The organism is Kingella denitrificans ATCC 33394 (genome assembly GCF_000190695.1).
Classification (GTDB): domain Bacteria; phylum Pseudomonadota; class Gammaproteobacteria; order Burkholderiales; family Neisseriaceae; genus Kingella_A; species Kingella_A denitrificans.
Genome location: NZ_GL870929.1, coordinates 178,432 through 196,361, shown reverse-complemented (window position 1 = coordinate 196,361; position 17,930 = coordinate 178,432). Strand labels below are relative to the sequence as shown.

The following is a 17,930-nucleotide window of genomic DNA, read 5'->3' as shown; positions in this document are numbered from 1 at the left end:
CCAATCCACATTGCCAACACAACACAGGTTTCACATGAATTTCAAAATTTCCTCATGGGCCATCCGCAAGCCGATATTTACCATCGTGCTGTTCATCGTGCTGACCGTTATCGGCACCCTCTCCTTCCAACGGCTGCCCATCAACGCCGACCCAAGCGTCAGCTTCCCGATTGTTACCGTTTCCGTGGCACAGTCCGGCGCATCGCCCGACGAAATGGAAAAATCCGTGACCACGCGGATTGAAAACGCATTGGCAGGCATGACCGGCGTGCGCCACATCACCTCCACGATTACCGACGGCGCGTCTTCCACCACCGTGGAATTTGCGCTCGGCACCGACATCGACAAATCCGTGAACGACGTGCGCAACACCATCGCCCAAATCCGCAGCAACCTGCCGCAAAGCATTACCGAGCCCGTGGTGGAGCGGCTGGATACCGAAGGCGGCGCGCTGATTAACTATGTCGTCCAAGCACCGAACATGAGTCCGGCCGAACTGTCATGGTTTATTGACGACACGGTGAGCCGCGAACTGTTGGCCGTGCGCGGCGTGCAACAGGTAACGCGCATCGGCGGTGCGAAACGCGAAATCCACGTCGCCCTGAAACCCGAACGCCTGAACGCGCTGGGCATTACCGCCGAACAAGTGAACGCGCAACTGGCGCAAACCAACGCCAATATTCCCGCCGGCCGCACCATTTCCAACGCGCAGGAACAATCCATCCGCGTGCTGAACAGCGCACAAACCCTGCAACAGCTTGCCGACACACCGATTTCGCTGGGCGGCGGACGGTTCGTCAAATTGTCCGAATTGGCCGCCGTGCGCGACAGCAGCGAGCAGGTTCGTGACCGCGCCCGTTTGAACGGCAAAGAAGTCATCGGCTTCAACGTATTGCGCAGCAAAGGTTCGAGCGACACGGTGGTGGCCGAAGGCGTGGAACAGGCGGTGGCGAAACTGGCGGCGGAAAACCCCGACGTCAAAATCTCCATCGTCCACAATTCGGTGGAAAACACGCGCGAAAATTACCGCGTTACCATGAACACGCTGCTGGAAGGCGCACTGCTCACCGTGCTGGTGGTGATGCTGTTTCTGCGCAACTGGCGTGCCACGCTGGTGGCCGCGCTTGCCCTGCCCCTTTCCGTGCTCCCCACCTTTTTCGTCATGCAGCTGCTGGGCTACACGCTCAACAGCATCACCCTGCTGGCGATTATGCTGGTCATCGGCATTCTGGTGGACGATGCGATTGTGGAAATTGAAAATATCGAGCAGCACCTGCACATGGGCAAACGCCCGTTTCAGGCGGCGATTGACGCTTCGGACGCCATCGGTTTGGCGGTGGTGGCCATCAGCGGCACGATTATCGCCGTATTCCTGCCGGTAAGCTTTATCAGCGGCGTGGTGGGTCAGTATTTCAGCCAATTCGGCGTTACCGTGTCGGCGGCGGTGGCGGCTTCCCTGCTGGTGGCGCGCATGGCCACACCCCTGTTGGCGGCCTACATCCTCAAACCGCTGCCGCACACCCAAAAGCAGCCTGCACATGAAGCCCCCGCCCAAGCAAACGGCAAATTCCTGTCGCTTTATTTGAAACTGCTGGACACCGCCCTGCATTGGCGCAAAACCACGCTGGCCGCCGGATTGGGCGTGCTGCTGCTTTCCGCGCTGATGGTGCCGCTGCTGCCCACCGGCTTCGTGCCGCAAAGCGACATCGGCAAAAGCACGGTGTCCATCACCCTGCCCCCCAGCAGCACGCTGAACCAGACCGATGAAAAATTGCAGCAAATCGCCGCCCGGCTGCGCCGGCACAAGGAAGTGGTGAACGTATATTCCGAAGCCGGCAGCAGCGGCGAAGTGTATAAAGGCACGCTGCTGGTATCGCTGGTGCCCGCCAAAGAACGCGAATTGAGCCAAAAAGAAATGGAAGCGAAAATGCGGCAGGATTTGGCACAGTTTGCCGACATACGCTTCTCGTTCCAAAACGATTTCGCACAACGCGACGTGTCCATCGTGCTGACGGGTTCCGACCCCAAAGCCTTAACGCAGGCTGCACATACCTTGAAAGCGCAAATGCAGAAAATCGGCAGCATTGCCAACGTGCAACTGAACGAACCGCTGCAAAAACCCGAACTGCAAGTGAAACTGCGGCAGGAAGAAGCCGCACGGCTGGGCATCACGCCCGCATCGGTGGGCAATTTGCTGCGGATTGCCACCGTGGGCGATTTGGAATCCGCCTCCGCCAAGTTCAACCTGCCCGACCGCCAAATCCCCATCCGCGTGCTGCTGAACGATATGGCCAAAAACGACATCGAAGCCATCAAACGCCTTGCCGTGCCTACCGCGCAGGGCGGCAGCGTTCCTTTGGCCAGCGTGGCAGACATTACCCTGTCGCAAGGCTCGGCCAGCTTGGAGCGTTTCGACCGCGCCCGCCGCATTGCCGTGGAAGCCGATTTGGCGCCCGGCCGCACCATCGGCGAAGTGCTGGCCGAAATCGACACGCTGCCCGTGTGGAAAAGCCTGCCCGCCGGCGTGCGCAAAGCCGAAACGGGCGACGCGGAATTTATGACGGAAATGTTCGAGCAATTCGCGCTAGCCATGGGCTTCGGCATTATGATGGTGCTGGTGGTGCTGATTTTGCTGTTTGCCGATTTCCTGCAACCGCTCACGATTCTGGTCGCCCTGCCGCTGTCCATCGGCGGCGCGGTGGCTGGGCTGCTGCTCACGGGCAGCGCGCTGGACTTGGCTTCCGTCATCGGCATCCTCATGCTGATGGGGATTGTGACCAAAAACTCCATTTTGCTGGTGGATTTTGTGATTGAAAAACGCCGGCACGGCATTGCGCGGCAGGAAGCCTTGTTGCAGGCGGGCAAAGAGCGCTCGCGCCCGATTATCATGACCACGCTGGCGATGGTGGCCGGCATGGTGCCCGCGGTGTTTGCCGGTGGTTCGGGCGACGGCTTCCGCGCCGTGATGGCGATTACCGTGATTTCCGGGCTGATTGCGTCCACGCTGCTGAGCCTGGTATTCGTGCCCGTGGTTTATACGCTGATGGACGATTTGCGCGGCTGGATGGCGCCGAAGCTGGGACGGCTTACCAGCGTCACACAGCAAGACCGCGATGCGGCGGAATTACCCGACCGATGATTGTGCACGGCAAAAGCAGCCTGCACTTTAAAACAATATGGAAACACAAACACTTATGAACAAATCCCCGATATCCGAATTTGACGAACTCTGCGAGCTGTGCACCCTCGGCCAGAACCTGTATGCCCAATGGGCCAAGCAAAACGGGTTTTCCGCCAACGAATTTTATGTGCTTTATTATTTGAGCATGCGCAGCGGCAGCACGCAGCAAGAGATTGCCGAAGAATGGTCGCTGCCCAAGCAGACCGTGTCCGCCGTTTGCAAGCAGCTGCACACCAAAGGTTTGCTGCAACACAGCCCGGGCGCGGCAGACCGCCGAGAGAAGCGCCTCTCGCTGACGGCGCACGGCAAAAGCGTTACCCTGCCGATGGTGGAAAAATTAAGCGCGATTGAGGCGCAGACCGCACAGCAGTTCGGCAAGGAAAACTGCACGGAGCTGATTCGCCAAATCCGTATATTGCTCAACCTGTTGGCGGACAATATGCGCGCGTGAAGCCAAACGCAAAAAAGCAGCCTGCACACGGAACAATCCAAGTGCAGGCTGCTTTTGGCGCTTTAATCGACCTTCAAACGGCATTGGTCTGGGTATTTTTCGCACAGCGTGCCGTCCTGCCGCGCCTGTGCGTAGCGGCGGTTTTGCGCGCTGCAATCGTACATCAGCACATTCGGTTTGGGGCGCAGCGGCGTGCAATGCTGCAACTCCGGGTCGTCCGCGCGATGCACTTTCACATACAACTCCGCTTGATGGCGTTCATACAGGCTGCCGCCGCCTGTGCTGCCGTTCAGCGTCAGCCGCTCTTCCAATTCGTGATACGGCTGCGTGCCGCTGTGGCTCAGGGCGATGCGCGTGCCACCGCCCGAATTCAACGAAGACAGCGCAAAACCGCTGTTCAACGGCACCGTCCACCGCTTATCCAAATGGGAAAACGGCAACTTCACTTCCGCATAATAACCCTGCCCCTGCACGGCTTCCGGCAGCGACAGCTCATGCTTCACCAGCGGCGGCTCTCCGCTGCGGCAGGCAGATAAAAGCAGCAATGCTGCCGTTAAATATATTTTCATCGTTCTTCCTTTCACAGTCCGGCATGGGCAAAAGCAGCCTGCACCCTAATTTCAACCTTTAACCGCGCTGCTTCAACCACTGCACCAGCCGCGAAATTCTGGCACGGAAAACGCACAAAAACCATGCGGCCAGCAAGGCGGTGCTGACGATGCCTATCCATGCCATCCACAGCACAGTAGATCCAAAGCTGTAATCGCAATGCTCCAAATCGTATATTGTCCCACCCCAGCCGTGCTGCTCAAACAACATTTCCCACCAGCCCCATAATGACGGCAGCAGCTGCGATATCAACAGTCCGCCCATATTCGTCCCCGTGATAAAAGTAATGACAAGCATGACCGTGCACGCATACAGCGCAGCCAGCTTGCCAAAAACCTGGCCGCCGTGCCAACGATTCTGCAATGCCAGAACACCGGGCAGCAAGGCGGCAAACGGCAGAACAGACAGCCATCCGCCGAGAAACCCACGGATTTCGTTAATATGGGAATTGTATCCCGGGTGGTGCGAGGCGGTGGCCAAAGTGCTGTATAGTGCGGGGCAAAACAGATATGCCGATGCCGCAGCCCAAAAAATTGCCAAAAACCTTTGCAGCCTGCTTGCGTCGGTTGGCGCAATCTGCTCGTTTCGCCACCACACCACCCAAAGGCTGCATAGCGCAAGAACAAACGGCAGGATGCTGAGCAGGATAATCATGACTTCCATTGTTGGCTATCCTTCATACGGTTTGCCATGCGGCAATGTAGGCTGCTTTTGCGGTTTTGCCGCCCCGAAAAGCAGCCTGCACTTTCTCACTCTTCTATTGAAGCACGAACCAGCTGCCCCACTTCGACATAACGTTTTTCCGCCGCGCGGGCTTCGGCGGCAACGGATTCCGGATTGGTCTTCCTTCCGGATGCATCCCATGAAAAGCGGATTTCCGGCACGTTTTGCACCAGTTCGATCATGCCGATAGCCGAACCATCCGGCCGGAAATAGGTGATTTTACCGCCTTGCCCACCCCCTCCTGCCATATCGTACACCATTGCCACTGTTTTGCCGTCTTCGTAATACGCCGTCAGTATTTTGTCTTTCGTCTGCGCCACCAGCCTGCCGCTATGGTAGGAGGCAATCGGCGAAACGGGTACGCCGTCGCGGTATTCTTCAATATCCGCCAATCTACCGTTTTTGCCAAACCGCACAATCATACTGTCGGCATTGCCCTTCGGCGCGAATCGGAGGATTCCTCCCTTGGCACGGATGACAAACGGTGCAATCCGCAAGGTTTTTCCCTCTTGGTAATAATCTGCTGCCACCGTGCGTCCATCTGTGGTTTTACCCAACACTTCGCGGTAGTAACCGTTCGGCTGCGGCCTGTCTGCCGCCTGTCCGTTTCGTGTGAAATAAACGGTTTCGCGCCTGTCTGTCTTTTGGTATTGCAGGCTGCTTCGGTAGGTTTCGGCAGTGCTCAGCGTGATTTCGGAGGGAAATTCGGGATATGCGATGCCGAGCGATTTTGGCGTGGGCGGCACATCGGATGGGATGCGTTCTTCCGCCTTTTCGGCAACGGCTGTCCCGCCCGCCTTTTCAGGCAGGGTTTCCGACCGGTGGCAGCCGGCCAGTGCGGCATAAACGCACAATCCCATGAATAGTCTGTTCATCATCCAATCTCCTTAACTATACGGCGGCCAATCGGTTTTCAGGCAGCCTGCACCCAGAATCATCCAAGTGCAGGCTGCCTGAAAACATCAAACCAAAATCAGACTTTCCCAATCGTGTCCGCAATCTCTTTTTGCAGCAGCGCGATAAAATCTTCCACTTTCATGCTGCCCAAATCCTCGCCTTTGCGGCGCACGGCGACTTGGCCATTTTCCATTTCCTTATCGCCCACCACGATTTGGTAGGGATAGCGCATTTGGCTGTTGTCGCGGATTTTGTAGCCGATTTTTTCGTTGCGCAAATCCGCTTCGGCGCGGAAGCCGGCGGCTTTGAGTTTTTCCACCACTTCGCGGCAGTAATCCGCCTGTTTTTCGGTGATGTTCATCACCACCATCTGCACGGGCGCGAGCCACAGCGGGAAGGAGCCGGCGTGTTCTTCAATCAAGATGCCGATGAAGCGCTCCAGCGAGCCCAAAATGGCGCGGTGCAGCATCACAGGGCGTTTTTTGCTGTTGTCTTCGGCCACGTATTCCGCGTCCAAGCGTTCGGGCAGCACGAAGTCGAGCTGGATGGTGCCGCACTGCCAGGAGCGGCCGAGCGCGTCTTTGATGTGGTATTCCACTTTCGGGCCGTAGAACGCGCCTTCGCCAGGCAATTCCTGCCATTCAACACCGCAGGCGGTGAGCGCGTCGCGCAGGCCTTGTTCGGCCTTATCCCAAATTTCGTCCGAACCGGCGCGCTGTTCGGGGCGCAGCGAGAGTTTGACGCTGACATGTTCGAAGCCGAACTGCTGATAGATTTTCATCACCAACAGGTTGAATTTGCGTGTTTCTTCGGCGATTTGGTCTTCGGTACAGAAAATGTGCGCGTCGTCCTGCACGAAGCCGCGCACGCGCATCAGGCCGTGCAGCGCGCCGGAAGGTTCGTTGCGGTGGCATGAGCCGAATTCCGCCAAACGCATGGGCAGGTCGCGGTAGGAACGCAGTGTGTTGTTGAAAATCTGCACGTGGCCGGGGCAGTTCATCGGTTTCACGGCGTATTCGCGTTTTTCGGAGGCGGTGAGGAACATATTGTCTTTGTAGTTCGCCCAGTGGCCGGATTTTTCCCAAAACGTTTTGTCCATGATTTGCGGCGTTTTCACTTCGCGGTAGCCCGCCGCGTCCAATTCGCGGCGCATGTGCTGCTCGATGACCTGCCACAGCGTCCAGCCACGCGGATGCCAGAACACCATGCCGGGTGCTTCGTCTTGCAGGTGGAACAGGTCGAGCTGGCGGCCGAGTTTGCGGTGGTCGCGTTTTTCGGCTTCTTCAATGCGCGTGATGTAGGCTTTCAGTTCGTCTTTGCTGGCCCAAGCCGTGCCGTAAATGCGCTGCAGCTGTTCGTTGTTGCTGTCGCCGCGCCAGTATGCGCCGGACATTTTGGTCAGCTTGAAGTTCTTTAGAAACCGTGTGTTGGGCACGTGTGGGCCGCGACACATGTCCACATATTCCTGATGGAAATACATGCCCATTTCGGTAACTTCGGGCATGTCGTCCACCAGCCGCAGTTTGTAGTCTTCGCCGCGCTGCTTAAAGATTTCAATCACTTCGGCGCGCGGCAGCATTTTTTTAATCACATCGTAATCTTGGTTGATGAGCTGCTTCATGCGCTCTTCAATCGCCTTCATGTCTTCAGGCGTGAACGGTTTTTCGGCGGCGATGTCGTAATAAAAGCCGTCTTCAATCACGGGGCCGATGACCATTTTCGCGTTGGGGAACAACTGTTTGACGGCATGTCCCACCAAGTGCGCACAGGAGTGGCGGATGATTTCCACACCTTCCGGGTCTTTGGGCGTGATGATTTGCACGGCGGCATCTTCGGTAATCGGGTCGCAGGCATCGCGCAATACGCCGTTCACTTTGCCCGCCACGGTGGCTTTGGCCAATCCGGAGCCGATGGATGCGGCGATTTGTGCAACGGTGACGGGGGATTCGTATTGGCGGATGCTGCCGTCGGGCAGGGTAATATTGAGCATATCGTGTCCTTTAAATGAATATTTGAACAGGCCGCCCGAAATGGTTTCAGGCAGCCTGCGTTTGTCTGAAAAAGAATAGGCGAAATTATAGGGAAAACAAGGGGTATTTTCAAGAAAGATGCGCGCAAATACAGGTGCAGGCTGCTTTTCTGTCGCCCAAAAGCAGCCTGCACTTTGTTTATCGGCGCAATGCGGCCAATTCGGTTTTCACCTCAGCCAGCGTTTCTTCGGTGAACAGGTTTTCCAGATTCTTCCACACGCTGTGATAGCCGAAGCCGCCTTGCAGCATTTCCGCTTTGGCATCGGCCAGCGTCCAGTTTTGGTAAATCATGCGGTAAAACGCAATCACGATGCCGGTGCGGTCGGCACCATGGTAGCAATGCACCAGCACCGCGCCGTGTTTCTGCCCCTGCTCGATTTGATACAGGGCGGCGGCCAAATCTTTGGGACGGACACGCCAGGTCAGCAGTGGCTGGTTCACCAGGCGGATGTGCGGATTTTGGGCGAAAAGGTCGTTGTTCCTGTTCCGATTAAAATAGCGCAGATTGACAATGGTGCGGATTTGCGCGGCGTTGATGGCGGCAATATCGTCGGCAATCGGCTGCTCGCTGCGGTATAGTTTGTCGTCCACGCGGTGCAGGTTGGCATCGGCTTTCACGCTTTGCGCCCAATGCGCCGGGCGCGAGGTTTGGGGCGTGGGCGCGGCGGTGCAGGCGGTCATGCCGACCAGCATCAGGCTTAAAATGAGTGTGTGTTTCATGAGGTGCTTTCTATATTTTCTATGAAATGGAAAAAGTGCAGGCTGCTTTGGACAGTTGGGCAGCGTATCGGGTCAGCATTGCCGCATCAACCGTTAAAGCAGCCTGCACTCGAATTCGACAAGGTGCAGGCTGCTTTTTGGGGTTTATTTCTGGCGGCGTTTTTCTTTACGTTGGCGTCGCTTTTCCAGCAATGCGCGTTTGCGTTCCAGCAACTGGCCGCGTTTGCGCCAGAAATGCCATATCAAAAACACGGCTGCCACGCCCAACACGGCGAACAACCCGTGCTGGAAACGGTGCACCTGCAACATCAGCCAGTCTTTGTTTTCTGCGCCGTAGCTGCCCAGATAAATCCAAAGCGGCACGGAAATCAGCGCGGCAAAGCCGTCCATTTGCAGCCACTGCCAAAAGGAAATGCGGCCGCTCATGCCGGCGGTAAGGAAAATGGGGCTGCGCAGGCCGGGCAGGAAACGGGCCACGAACAACACGCGGTTGCCGTATTGGTCGAATTTTTTCTGTACTTGGGCATAGCGTTTGGGCGGCATCAGGCGCGTGCCGATTTTGGAGCGCAAAATGCGTTCGCCGTAATGCCGGCCGAGCAGGAACATCAGCCCGTCGCCCACCAACACGCCCGCCATGCCCACGGCAAACATAATGTGCACGTTGGTATAGCCCAAGCCGGAAATCACACCGCCGGCCACCAGCGTCACGTCTTCCGGAATCGGAATGCCGAAACCGCACAATACCAATACCCAAAAGACCGCAAAATAACCGAATTGTTGGAAAAAAGTTTCTAATAAACCCAGCATAATGTGTGTATGTTCTTAATCTGTTTGAAGATAACGTGCGGATTAGCTGCCTGCGCGGATGGCCTGCGCAATGCGTTCCGCGCCCTTCTCTGCCAATATGGCGGATTCCGCCTCCACCATCACGCGCACCACGGGTTCCGTGCCCGATGCGCGCAACACCACGCGGCCGCGTTCGCCCAATTCCTGTTCCACCGCCTGCAAAGCAGCCTGCGATGCCGTTTGCCAACCTTGGCCTTTTTCAATGCGGACGTTAATCATGGTTTGCGGATACGGCTGCCAGTCAATCGCTTCGTGCAAATCTTGCTTCAATATTTTGAGCGACGCCAACACCTGCAAGGCGGAAATCGTGCCGTCGCCCGTGTTGTGCTTGTCCAGGCACAGGATATGTCCCGAAGCCTCGCCGCCAATCAGCCATTGCCGTTGGAAAAGCTGTTCCAGTACATAGCGGTCGCCCACTTTGGCGCGCGCAAATTCAATGCCTCTGGCGCGCAATGCTTTTTCCATGGCCAGGTTGCTCATCACCGTGCCGACCACGCCGCCAAACGCCAAACCTTGCGCCGCATGGGCTTTGGCAATCACATAAATCAGTTTGTCGCCGTCATACACCACGCCGTTTTTATCGACCATCATCAGTCGGTCGCCGTCGCCGTCCAGCGCGATTCCGTAATCGGCATCGTGTTGCAGCACGGCAGCCTGCAAGGTTTTGGGATAGGTCGCGCCGATTTTGTCGTTGATATTGTAGCCGTTTGGCTCGCTGCCGATGGAAATGACTTCCGCGCCCAGCTCGTGAAACACTTTCGGCGCCGTGTGGTAGCCTGCGCCGTTGGCGGTATCGACCACCAGTTTCAGGCCGCGCAGATTCATGTTGGCGGGGAAAGTGGATTTGCAGAATTCAATATAGCGGTCGTCCGCGCCGCTGATGCGTTTGGCACGTCCCAATTGGCGCGAAGGCAGCGTCTGCATTTCCTTGTCCAGCTCGGCTTCAATCGCCAGCTCCATTTCGTCGCTCAATTTCACGCCGCCTTCGGCAAAAAATTTGATGCCGTTATCGGAAAATGCGTTGTGCGATGCGGAAATCATCACGCCGCCGTCCAAACGCAGGGCGCGGGTCAGATAGGCAATGCCCGGCGTGGGCAGCGGGCCGGTCTGCACCACGCTCACGCCGGCCGCCGTGAAGCCGGCCACCAACGCAGTTTCCAGCATATAGCCAGAAATGCGCGTGTCTTTGCCGATAATCACGGTCGGCGTGTGGCCGGCATCCGCTTTTACCAGCGCACGGCCGAAAGCGCAGCCCAGTTTCATCACGAAATCGGGCGTGATGGGGAATTGACCCACCTCACCACGGATACCGTCTGTGCCAAAATATTTTCTTGCCATGCGCTGCGCTCCTTGTTGTTATGTGATAACGGAAATAATAAGGATATTGTAAAGAAAAGCGGCGTTTTACGCCATATTCCTACGGGCGACTTTACTGTTTTTTATATTTTCCGCCACGCCCGGATCCATCAGCCCAATGTGGCGCACACGATGATGCCGCCCAACCCGGCCTGCGGCGACAAATGGAAAATCTGCCATTCTTCGCCGCTGTGCAAATAATAGGACAACACGGGGAATTCGGCGGCAATCTTGGCCGGCAGGTCGGCCAGGCGGTATTCGGTTACATGAAACAGGATATTTTGTGGATAAAACCCGTTGAAAGAAAAATCGACCACGCTGTCGATTTCCCAGTCGTCGTGGTCGGCAAAGCGCACCAGGAGTTTGTCCTGCTCGGGCAAATGCTGAATGCTCAAAATGCGCGCGTTGTGGTATTTGGTGGTCATGATAAAACCCGTCCGACAAAAGTGCAGGCTGCTTTTTGCGATATACAAAAGCAGCCTGCACGTTATGTTTCCAATTATTTCAAGCCTTGAATGAAATTGCTGACCGCTTTGATTTCATCTTCGTTCATGCGTTTGGCAATATCTTCCATCATGCTGTTCGGGCTGGTGCGCTTGCCTTGGGCGTATGCGCGCAACTGGTCGGCCACATAAGTGCCGTGTTGTCCGCCCAAACGCGGATACGCCGCCACATCAGTACCGCCGCCCGGTGTGCCGGAACCGGTCGGGCCGTGGCAGGACATACAGGCCGGAACGCCTTTTTGTGCCAAACCGCCGCGGTAAATGCGGGTGCCCAAAGGAATGTTTTCTTTCGGATTCGCTTCGCCCGGTTTCGCTTGTTGGCGCGCATAATACGCGGCAACGTTGCGGATGTCGTCATCGCTCAAGCTTTGTACCATTGGCGCCATGGCGGCAGATGCGCCGGTTGTGCGCGTGCCGGCTTTAATATCCACCGTTTGCTTGAAGATATATGCCGCGTGCTGGCCTGCCACGCGCGGATACATGGCGATATTGCTGTTGCCGTCGGCCGCATGGCAGCCCACGCAGATGCTTTCGGCGATTTGTTTGCCTTTTGCCAAATCCACAGGAGCAGCCGATGCCGCGCCTGCCAATGTCAAAGCAGCAAGAATAAGAGAAAGTTTCATGGAAAATGCCCCCAAATTAGCAAAGCAGCCTGCACTGCTTTTATTGTTATATTGACCGGTTTCGCAACCGGATAAACCGAAAATCGAATAAACGTGGTATTCTATACCAAATTCACATAACTTTACCAGCCATGAACTTATTTCACAACGCAAAATTTTTTACCACCGTCAATCATCTGAAAGATTTGCCCGACACCGCCGCCGAAATTGCCTTTGTCGGCCGAAGCAATGCGGGAAAATCCAGCGCAATCAACGCATTATGCAACCATGTCCGCCTGGCCTATGTTTCCAAAACACCCGGCCGCACGCAGCACATCAATTTTTTCGAGCTGAGCAACGGGCATTTCATGGTCGATTTGCCCGGCTACGGCTACGCGCAAGTGCCTGAAGCCATCCGCGCGCACTGGGTCAAACTGCTGGGCGACTATCTGCAAACACGCCCTTCCCTGCTCGGCTTGGTGCTGATTATGGACATCCGCCATCCGCTCAAACCGCTGGACATTCAAATGCTGGACTTTTTCGCCCAAACCGAACGCCCCGTGCACATCCTACTCTCTAAAGCAGACAAATTATCCAAGAATGAACAAATCAAAACCTTGTCGTCCGTCAAAAAAGCATTAAAACCTTTTACCGAGCGGCAAACCGTTACCGTGCAGCTTTTCTCCAGCCTGAAAAAACAAGGCATCGAAGAAGTGGAACACATTGTCCAATCATGGTTCGACCATGCCGCTTCCGTGCAAGAGGGCGAATCCGATTGCCCGCCCGAACCTGAAAGCGCGGCGAATCGCGTATAATTATCTGCATGTTGCAACGCAATCCGTTTTTTACCGCTCCATTTGCCATGAATCATCTGAAATCCAGTTCCCGTCGTCAGCTGCGCAAAACCGCACACTCCCCGAAACCCGTCCACAGCTCCACTGATGATATTATGCAGGCTGCTCTCATGCAGCTCGGCGGTGTGCGAGTGCAGGGCGACAGTACGTTTTATAGCGTTTCCGGATTCGGTACGGTAATCATGACGATTTACGTGCTGACAGTCGTTACCGTAATGGGATTTATCCTAATTTTATTACCGTCGTTTTCGAATGCGAGCAGTGTGCGGCAGATGCTGATTTCAATACCGCTTATCCTGTTTTGGTTGTGGATGACCGAGTACTATTGGTTCGGGCTAACCACGCGTACCTTCGCCAAAACCACGCCGAACTCTTTGATTCTGTACGGCGCATTCGGGCGGGTGCGGCAGAGGTTTGACCTTAGCGAATGCACATTTAGCGAAGCAAAGGACAGAAGAGGGTTCTCACTGCGCGTTCGCCAGCAAAATCGGTATTTTTCGCGCATCATTGACCTAACCTCGTGTGCCAACCCCCAAGCCTTGATTTTCGAGCTGACCATGCAGTAGCACCGTTGCAGGCTGCTTTCACATGAAGCGACAGGCGGCTATCGGCAAGCGCATAGGCAATCTAATGAAATTGGCTTAATTGGGAGGCGGATAATATGAATCCGAAGCGACTATTTTTGATAACTGCCATCTTTCTTCTCGCATCATGCGCGCATCAGGTTCAGATTAGAGACAGCAACCTCCTCAAAGAAACGGAATTGCAAAAAACAATTGCCGATTTTGAATCGATGGTCAACCTGATTGCCGATGAGGAGACCAAACAAGCGATGGCGCAGGCGAAGGTGGTCGATGTCAATGGTTTTCAAATATTGTATGCGAAAGACAATGAAATTTTCATTTTACAAAACAGAAACGTGATTGCCAGAATCAACGACAGGGAAAGGATTTTTTATCGCTCGACCACGGCGCCCCTTTCAGGTATAGAAGTGTCCGTATCCGATAATCTGCTGTTTTATAATAACAGCAAAAATTCTTTTATTGATTACGGCATTGACGGAATCGATGTGGTCGAACGAAACTATTTGGACCTTTTAAACCTGAAGAATGCGCCGGATAAGGAAACATTGCCAAATATGTCATTTGTTCACCATCAATCCTGCCCAACGCTCAATCATTTATCCCGTACGGCATGTTGCGGTGGGCAGGGGTATCTTTTTTCTCCTAGTATAGGCTGGAAGTGGTCTCAAGGAACAACTGATAAATGCCGATTATTAAACCACAACCAGCTTGATGCCAGCGCGCCAACAACAAAACCCTAATTTCCAAGACGACCATGCGGTAAAACCGTTGCAGTCAGCCTGCACTCCGCACAAACTATCCTGCCACTTCAAAATCCGCTAAAATCCGTCCGTTTGATGATTCAGGCAGCCTGCAACGGACATTCTGCTGTTCAGGCTGCCTTATCCGTTTTACAGAAAGTATCCGATGAACGCATTATTACAAGACCTCCAAGCGCGCGGCCTCATCGCGCAAAGCACCGATATCCAAGAACTCTCCCAATTATTAGACCAAGAACGCATCACCCTCTATTGCGGCTTCGACCCCACCGCAGACAGCCTGCACATCGGCCATCTGCTGCCCGTGCTGGTGCTGCGCCGCTTCCAAAACGCAGGCCACACCCCCGTTGCCCTGGTGGGCGGTGCCACCGGCATGATTGGCGACCCCAGCTTCAAAGCCGCCGAACGCAGCCTGAACACACCCGAAACCGTGGCAGGCTGGGTGGAAAGCATCCGCAACCAGCTCAAACCCTTCCTGAAATTTGACGGCGAAAACCCTGCCATTATGGAAAACAACGCCAATTGGTTCGGCAGCATGAACTGCTTGGACTTTCTGCGCGACATCGGCAAACATTTTTCCGTGAACGCCATGCTCGCCAAAGAATCTGTGAAGCAGCGCATTGAACGCGAAGACCAAGGCATCTCGTTCACCGAATTTTCCTATGCCCTGCTGCAAGGCTATGATTTTGCCGAATTAAACAAACGCCACAACGTGCAACTGGAAATCGGCGGTTCCGACCAATGGGGCAACATTACCTGGGGCACGGAAACCACCCGCCGCCTCAACGGCAAAACCGTGCACGGCATGACGCTGCCGCTGGTCACCAAATCGGACGGCACCAAATTCGGCAAAACCGAAGGCGGCGCAGTGTGGCTGGACGCGAAAAAAACCTCGCCCTACCAGTTCTACCAATTCTGGCTCAAAGTGGCCGATGCCGATGTGTATAAATTCCTGAAATACTTCACCTTCCTGAGCATCGAGCAAATCGTCCAGATTGAAGCGGACGACAAAGCCAGCGGCAAAAAACCCGAAGCGCAACGCATCCTCGCCGAAGAAATGACGCGCCTGATTCACGGCGAAGCCGCGCTGGAAGCCGCGCAACGCATCACGCACAGCCTGTTTTCCGGCGACGAAAGCAGCCTGACCGAACAGGATTACGCCCAACTCGCGCTGGACGGTCTGCCCTGCATCACAGTTTCCGGTTCGCCGAACGTGGTGGAAGTGCTGGTGAAAGCCGGTTTGGCGCAGTCCAACAAAGAAGCGCGCGGATTCGTGCAAAGCGGCGCGGTGCTGCTGAACGGCGAAGCCGCAGTGGAAAACAATCCGGACTTTGCGCCCGAAAAACCCGACGACAAATACGCGCTGACCGACGCACACAAACGCTTCGGCAAATACACGATTATCAAACGCGGCAAACGCAATCACGCATTGCTGGTGTGGGAATAATCAACGTTATTTCAAAAAGATAGAAAGTGCAGGCTGCTTTTGGCGTATGTTTAAAGCAGCCTGCACTTTTCTGTGATGCCACATTGCAAGCAAATATAGTGGATTAAAATAAAAATGAGACAAGGCGGCGAGCCGCAAGGCGTACAAGTAGTACGTCAAGGCGAGCCAACGCCGTATCATTGCGATTTTAATTCACTATAACTATTCCACCGTGTTCTGCCCAAATAAAAGCAGCCTGCACTTCTTCGTTTTGAAGTGCAGGCTGCTTTTTTCGGCCGATTAAAACGCCGCTACAAACAATCCGATAATGCTCAAAAAGCCCACGCCCCACACCAGCGAGCGCAGCGCAGCTTTGTCCTGTACATAGCACCAAACAAACGCGACGCGCGACAGAATAAACACCGCCGCCCAGAAATTGATCACGCCCTGCGAAGCGCCGCCCGTTGCATGTGCAATGATGACCGCCGCCGCGTATGGCGCAAAGATTTCGTAGCCGTTCTGCTGCGCCGCATTTGCCCGTGCCGCCTTGCCCGACACCTGCGCCAGAAATTCGCGCGGATTATGGTTGTCCTTACCGCGGAATCCCGCCCGTTTTTTGGCATACGCCGCGCAAAACAGGTTCAAAAACACCAGCAGCAAAATGCTGAAATACGCAAAAGTCATGATATATCTCCTTAAAATATCAACATAAAAAAGTGCAGGCTGCCTGCACGCTATTATCCGTACACGCAACCAGCATAACACAAAATCCTGCCATTATCATTCAAACTTCATCGGCCTGAATGTGCATTACGCGATAACCTAGCAGGCAGCGCGTGGTAACGACAGCGCAGGCTGCAAAAAAAGACAGCAATAACAACGGGAAATCCAAGCATTTGCACCCAATGTGAGATATGCAGGCAGAAAACATCCTGATAGCGGCGTGGTTTTTGACCATAAAGGATTCCCCATTTTTGACGATATTGCCAAACACGATACCCGCCTTAATCAGAAAGTGTTTTATGCAACTGACCGCATAGGACAGATGCGGATGGCAACGCGGGATTTGCGCGAACAAATCAATTCTGGAAAAATTAGCCGTTCACAATTCTCGCCTGAGCAGCTAAAAGCGATTCAAAGCGGAAGGAGCAAAATCCCAGAATACACTTACCAAAAGCAGCCTGCACTTTGAAATATAAAGTGCAGGCTGCTTTTTTCGGCCGATTAAAACGCCGCCACAAACAATCCGATAATGCTCAAAAAGCCCACGCCCCACACCAGCGAGCGCAGCGTGGCCTTATCCTGTACATAGCACCAAACAAACGCAGCGCGCGACAGAATAAACACCGCCGCCCAGAAATTAACCACGCCCTGCGCCATCGCGCCCAAAACGCCGACGTGCGCGTGGGCACGCCCGATATTGCGCGCGGATAGTTTTCAGGCTGCCTTTGGCGTGATGCAGAGGCAGCCTGAAAATTTGATATCTCTATTAAACTGGATAAAACTATTGTTTGAGCAACGCAATGATTTCTTCTTTGGCAATCAGCTCGCGCTCTTTTTGAGCGAGCAGTTCGTCTTTGTGAGCAAGCATAAGTTTAAGTTTTTCAATTTCTATAATGAGCTCGTTAATTTTTCCACTACTTATACTAGTGTGAATATTAGTGCAATAAGTGCTGTTTTCACCAATGACAACCATAAAACTTTGCTCATTTTCCTGAGCCAATTCGTTTAAATTCATTTCAAAAATATCAGCGATTTTTTGTAAACGTGGCAAAGTGAGTTTCGTTTCGCCTCGTTCAATTTTTGCATAACCATTGGCAGACATTTCTAATTTTTCCGCCATTTGTTCTTGCGACCATTGTTTGATTTCTCGGATTAGACGGATTTTTTCGTAGGTTTTCATTTCTTTATTCTTTCGTGGTGGTGAAAATACACAAATTGGGTAAATTGTAAACCATATGATGATGGATTGTGTACTGTTTTATTTTTATAATAATCCTTTAATCATTGATTTCAAGGAATTAAAAATGTCTGAACAATATCAAAACGAATATTCAGAACAAGGTTTGTGGAATAAGATAAAAGAATATTCAAAAACAATAGGGGAGAGTGTTCTTAGTCCTGTATTAACTTTGTATGCTTGTGCTGAGGATTCTAAAAATCCTATACCTACATGGGTAAAAACAACTATTTATAGCGCATTAGGTTATTTTATTTTACCTGTTGATGTAATTCCCGATGTTATCCCAGCGGTAGGTTATACAGATGATGTTGGAGTACTAGTAGCTGCATTGGCAGCAGTGTCCTTATATATCAAACCTGAACATAAGGAATTTGCACAAGAAAAATTAAAGCAGTGGTTTGATTGAATAATAATCTTATGCTACACA

General features: G+C 53.7%; 20 protein-coding genes. 8 read left to right on the top strand and 12 right to left on the bottom strand.

Going from position 1 to position 17,930, the window contains the following annotated elements; genetic code table 11:
- Window positions 1-34 precede the first annotated feature (34 nt).
- Together HMPREF9098_RS00950 and HMPREF9098_RS00945 are read left to right on the top strand one after the other, a co-directional pair.
- Complete coding sequence (locus HMPREF9098_RS00950; RefSeq protein ID WP_003781074.1) at window positions 35-3,139, top strand: efflux RND transporter permease subunit; 3,105 nt, start codon at window positions 35-37, stop codon at window positions 3,137-3,139.
- Between the two features lie 55 nt (window positions 3,140-3,194).
- Complete coding sequence (locus tag HMPREF9098_RS00945) at window positions 3,195-3,632, top strand: MarR family winged helix-turn-helix transcriptional regulator (RefSeq protein ID WP_169309619.1); 438 nt, start codon at window positions 3,195-3,197, stop codon at window positions 3,630-3,632.
- A 62-nt stretch (window positions 3,633-3,694) separates the two neighbouring features.
- Here HMPREF9098_RS00945 and HMPREF9098_RS00940 read toward each other — a convergent pair whose 3' ends face one another.
- The 9 genes from HMPREF9098_RS00940 to HMPREF9098_RS00900 form a co-directional block, all read right to left on the bottom strand.
- Window positions 3,695-4,201 carry a hypothetical protein gene (locus HMPREF9098_RS00940; protein WP_040564135.1) on the bottom strand — a complete coding sequence of 169 codons (507 nt, stop codon included), beginning with the start codon at window positions 4,199-4,201 and terminating at the stop codon, window positions 3,695-3,697.
- A 58-nt stretch (window positions 4,202-4,259) separates the two neighbouring features.
- A complete protein-coding gene (locus tag HMPREF9098_RS00935) occupies window positions 4,260-4,904 on the bottom strand; it encodes a hypothetical protein (RefSeq protein ID WP_003781070.1) in 645 nt (214 codons plus the stop codon).
- An 86-nt stretch (window positions 4,905-4,990) separates the two neighbouring features.
- Window positions 4,991-5,842: a hypothetical protein gene (locus HMPREF9098_RS00930; protein ID WP_003781069.1), complete on the bottom strand. Its 852-nt coding sequence runs from the start codon at window positions 5,840-5,842 to the stop codon at window positions 4,991-4,993.
- Between the two features lie 95 nt (window positions 5,843-5,937).
- The gene (gene thrS / locus HMPREF9098_RS00925) at window positions 5,938-7,851 is read right to left on the bottom strand and encodes a threonine--tRNA ligase (protein ID WP_003781068.1); all 1,914 of its coding nucleotides are present in this window, start codon (window positions 7,849-7,851) and stop codon (window positions 5,938-5,940) included.
- A gap of 178 nt (window positions 7,852-8,029) precedes the next feature.
- Window positions 8,030-8,611 carry a dual specificity protein phosphatase family protein gene (locus HMPREF9098_RS00920; protein WP_003781067.1) on the bottom strand — a complete coding sequence of 194 codons (582 nt, stop codon included), beginning with the start codon at window positions 8,609-8,611 and terminating at the stop codon, window positions 8,030-8,032.
- 144 nt (window positions 8,612-8,755) lie between these two features.
- Window positions 8,756-9,418, bottom strand: a complete 663-nt coding sequence (locus tag HMPREF9098_RS00915; RefSeq protein WP_003781065.1) for a DedA family protein — start codon at window positions 9,416-9,418, stop codon at window positions 8,756-8,758.
- A gap of 42 nt (window positions 9,419-9,460) precedes the next feature.
- A complete protein-coding gene (gene glmM, locus HMPREF9098_RS00910; protein WP_003781063.1) occupies window positions 9,461-10,795 on the bottom strand; it encodes a phosphoglucosamine mutase in 1,335 nt (444 codons plus the stop codon).
- Window positions 10,796-10,923: 128 nt separating this feature from the next.
- Window positions 10,924-11,238 (bottom strand): hypothetical protein, encoded by a 315-nt coding sequence (locus HMPREF9098_RS00905; RefSeq protein ID WP_003781062.1) that lies wholly within the window; start codon window positions 11,236-11,238, stop codon window positions 10,924-10,926.
- Between the two features lie 74 nt (window positions 11,239-11,312).
- Window positions 11,313-11,939, bottom strand: a complete 627-nt coding sequence (locus HMPREF9098_RS00900) for a c-type cytochrome (RefSeq protein WP_040564134.1) — start codon at window positions 11,937-11,939, stop codon at window positions 11,313-11,315.
- Between the two features lie 131 nt (window positions 11,940-12,070).
- Between HMPREF9098_RS00900 and yihA the strand changes: the two genes are divergently transcribed.
- The 4 genes from yihA to tyrS all read left to right on the top strand — a co-directional run bounded on the left by yihA (window position 12,071) and on the right by tyrS (window position 15,561).
- A complete protein-coding gene (gene yihA, locus HMPREF9098_RS00895; RefSeq protein WP_003781053.1) occupies window positions 12,071-12,733 on the top strand; it encodes a ribosome biogenesis GTP-binding protein YihA/YsxC in 663 nt (220 codons plus the stop codon).
- Window positions 12,734-12,867: 134 nt separating this feature from the next.
- Complete coding sequence (locus HMPREF9098_RS00890; protein WP_003781050.1) at window positions 12,868-13,338, top strand: hypothetical protein; 471 nt, start codon at window positions 12,868-12,870, stop codon at window positions 13,336-13,338.
- 95 nt (window positions 13,339-13,433) lie between these two features.
- Entirely contained in the window at window positions 13,434-14,096 is a 663-nt protein-coding gene (locus HMPREF9098_RS00885; RefSeq protein ID WP_003781049.1) for a hypothetical protein, read from the top strand.
- Window positions 14,097-14,262: 166 nt separating this feature from the next.
- Window positions 14,263-15,561: a tyrosine--tRNA ligase gene (gene tyrS, locus HMPREF9098_RS00880; RefSeq protein ID WP_003781047.1), complete on the top strand. Its 1,299-nt coding sequence runs from the start codon at window positions 14,263-14,265 to the stop codon at window positions 15,559-15,561.
- A 279-nt stretch (window positions 15,562-15,840) separates the two neighbouring features.
- Here tyrS and HMPREF9098_RS00875 read toward each other — a convergent pair whose 3' ends face one another.
- A complete protein-coding gene (locus HMPREF9098_RS00875) occupies window positions 15,841-16,224 on the bottom strand; it encodes an MAPEG family protein (protein WP_003781041.1) in 384 nt (127 codons plus the stop codon).
- Between the two features lie 223 nt (window positions 16,225-16,447).
- Between HMPREF9098_RS00875 and HMPREF9098_RS11110 the strand changes: the two genes are divergently transcribed.
- A complete protein-coding gene (locus tag HMPREF9098_RS11110) occupies window positions 16,448-16,732 on the top strand; it encodes an HNH endonuclease family protein (protein ID WP_050781209.1) in 285 nt (94 codons plus the stop codon).
- 32 nt (window positions 16,733-16,764) lie between these two features.
- Here HMPREF9098_RS11110 and HMPREF9098_RS11265 read toward each other — a convergent pair whose 3' ends face one another.
- On the bottom strand, window positions 16,765-16,908 hold the full coding sequence (locus tag HMPREF9098_RS11265) for an MAPEG family protein (RefSeq protein ID WP_232618033.1): 144 nt from the start codon (window positions 16,906-16,908) through the stop codon (window positions 16,765-16,767).
- 136 nt (window positions 16,909-17,044) lie between these two features.
- Window positions 17,045-17,443, bottom strand: coding sequence for a helix-turn-helix domain-containing protein (locus tag HMPREF9098_RS00860; protein ID WP_003781038.1), 399 nt, complete (start codon window positions 17,441-17,443; stop codon window positions 17,045-17,047).
- A 124-nt stretch (window positions 17,444-17,567) separates the two neighbouring features.
- Here HMPREF9098_RS00860 and HMPREF9098_RS00855 point away from each other — a divergent pair, with 124 nt between their 5' ends.
- On the top strand, window positions 17,568-17,909 hold the full coding sequence (locus HMPREF9098_RS00855; RefSeq protein WP_040564131.1) for a YkvA family protein: 342 nt from the start codon (window positions 17,568-17,570) through the stop codon (window positions 17,907-17,909).
- Window positions 17,910-17,930 lie beyond the last annotated feature (21 nt).

Coding starts and splice junctions, on each gene's coding strand:
- thrS (WP_003781068.1), bottom strand. CDS start 7,851: ATGCTCAATATTACCCTGCCCGACGGCAGCATCCGCCAATACGAATCC.
- HMPREF9098_RS00920 (WP_003781067.1), bottom strand. CDS start 8,611: ATGAAACACACACTCATTTTAAGCCTGATGCTGGTCGGCATGACCGCC.
- HMPREF9098_RS00915 (WP_003781065.1), bottom strand. CDS start 9,418: ATGCTGGGTTTATTAGAAACTTTTTTCCAACAATTCGGTTATTTTGCG.
- HMPREF9098_RS00935 (WP_003781070.1), bottom strand. CDS start 4,904: ATGGAAGTCATGATTATCCTGCTCAGCATCCTGCCGTTTGTTCTTGCG.
- tyrS (WP_003781047.1), top strand. CDS start 14,263: ATGAACGCATTATTACAAGACCTCCAAGCGCGCGGCCTCATCGCGCAA.
- HMPREF9098_RS00905 (WP_003781062.1), bottom strand. CDS start 11,238: ATGACCACCAAATACCACAACGCGCGCATTTTGAGCATTCAGCATTTG.
- HMPREF9098_RS00855 (WP_040564131.1), top strand. CDS start 17,568: ATGTCTGAACAATATCAAAACGAATATTCAGAACAAGGTTTGTGGAAT.
- HMPREF9098_RS00860 (WP_003781038.1), bottom strand. CDS start 17,443: ATGAAAACCTACGAAAAAATCCGTCTAATCCGAGAAATCAAACAATGG.
- HMPREF9098_RS00945 (WP_169309619.1), top strand. CDS start 3,195: ATGAACAAATCCCCGATATCCGAATTTGACGAACTCTGCGAGCTGTGC.
- HMPREF9098_RS00950 (WP_003781074.1), top strand. CDS start 35: ATGAATTTCAAAATTTCCTCATGGGCCATCCGCAAGCCGATATTTACC.
- HMPREF9098_RS00940 (WP_040564135.1), bottom strand. CDS start 4,201: ATGAAAATATATTTAACGGCAGCATTGCTGCTTTTATCTGCCTGCCGC.
- HMPREF9098_RS00890 (WP_003781050.1), top strand. CDS start 12,868: ATGCAGGCTGCTCTCATGCAGCTCGGCGGTGTGCGAGTGCAGGGCGAC.
- yihA (WP_003781053.1), top strand. CDS start 12,071: ATGAACTTATTTCACAACGCAAAATTTTTTACCACCGTCAATCATCTG.
- glmM (WP_003781063.1), bottom strand. CDS start 10,795: ATGGCAAGAAAATATTTTGGCACAGACGGTATCCGTGGTGAGGTGGGT.
- HMPREF9098_RS00900 (WP_040564134.1), bottom strand. CDS start 11,939: ATGAAACTTTCTCTTATTCTTGCTGCTTTGACATTGGCAGGCGCGGCA.
- HMPREF9098_RS00930 (WP_003781069.1), bottom strand. CDS start 5,842: ATGATGAACAGACTATTCATGGGATTGTGCGTTTATGCCGCACTGGCC.
- HMPREF9098_RS00875 (WP_003781041.1), bottom strand. CDS start 16,224: ATGACTTTTGCGTATTTCAGCATTTTGCTGCTGGTGTTTTTGAACCTG.
- HMPREF9098_RS00885 (WP_003781049.1), top strand. CDS start 13,434: ATGAATCCGAAGCGACTATTTTTGATAACTGCCATCTTTCTTCTCGCA.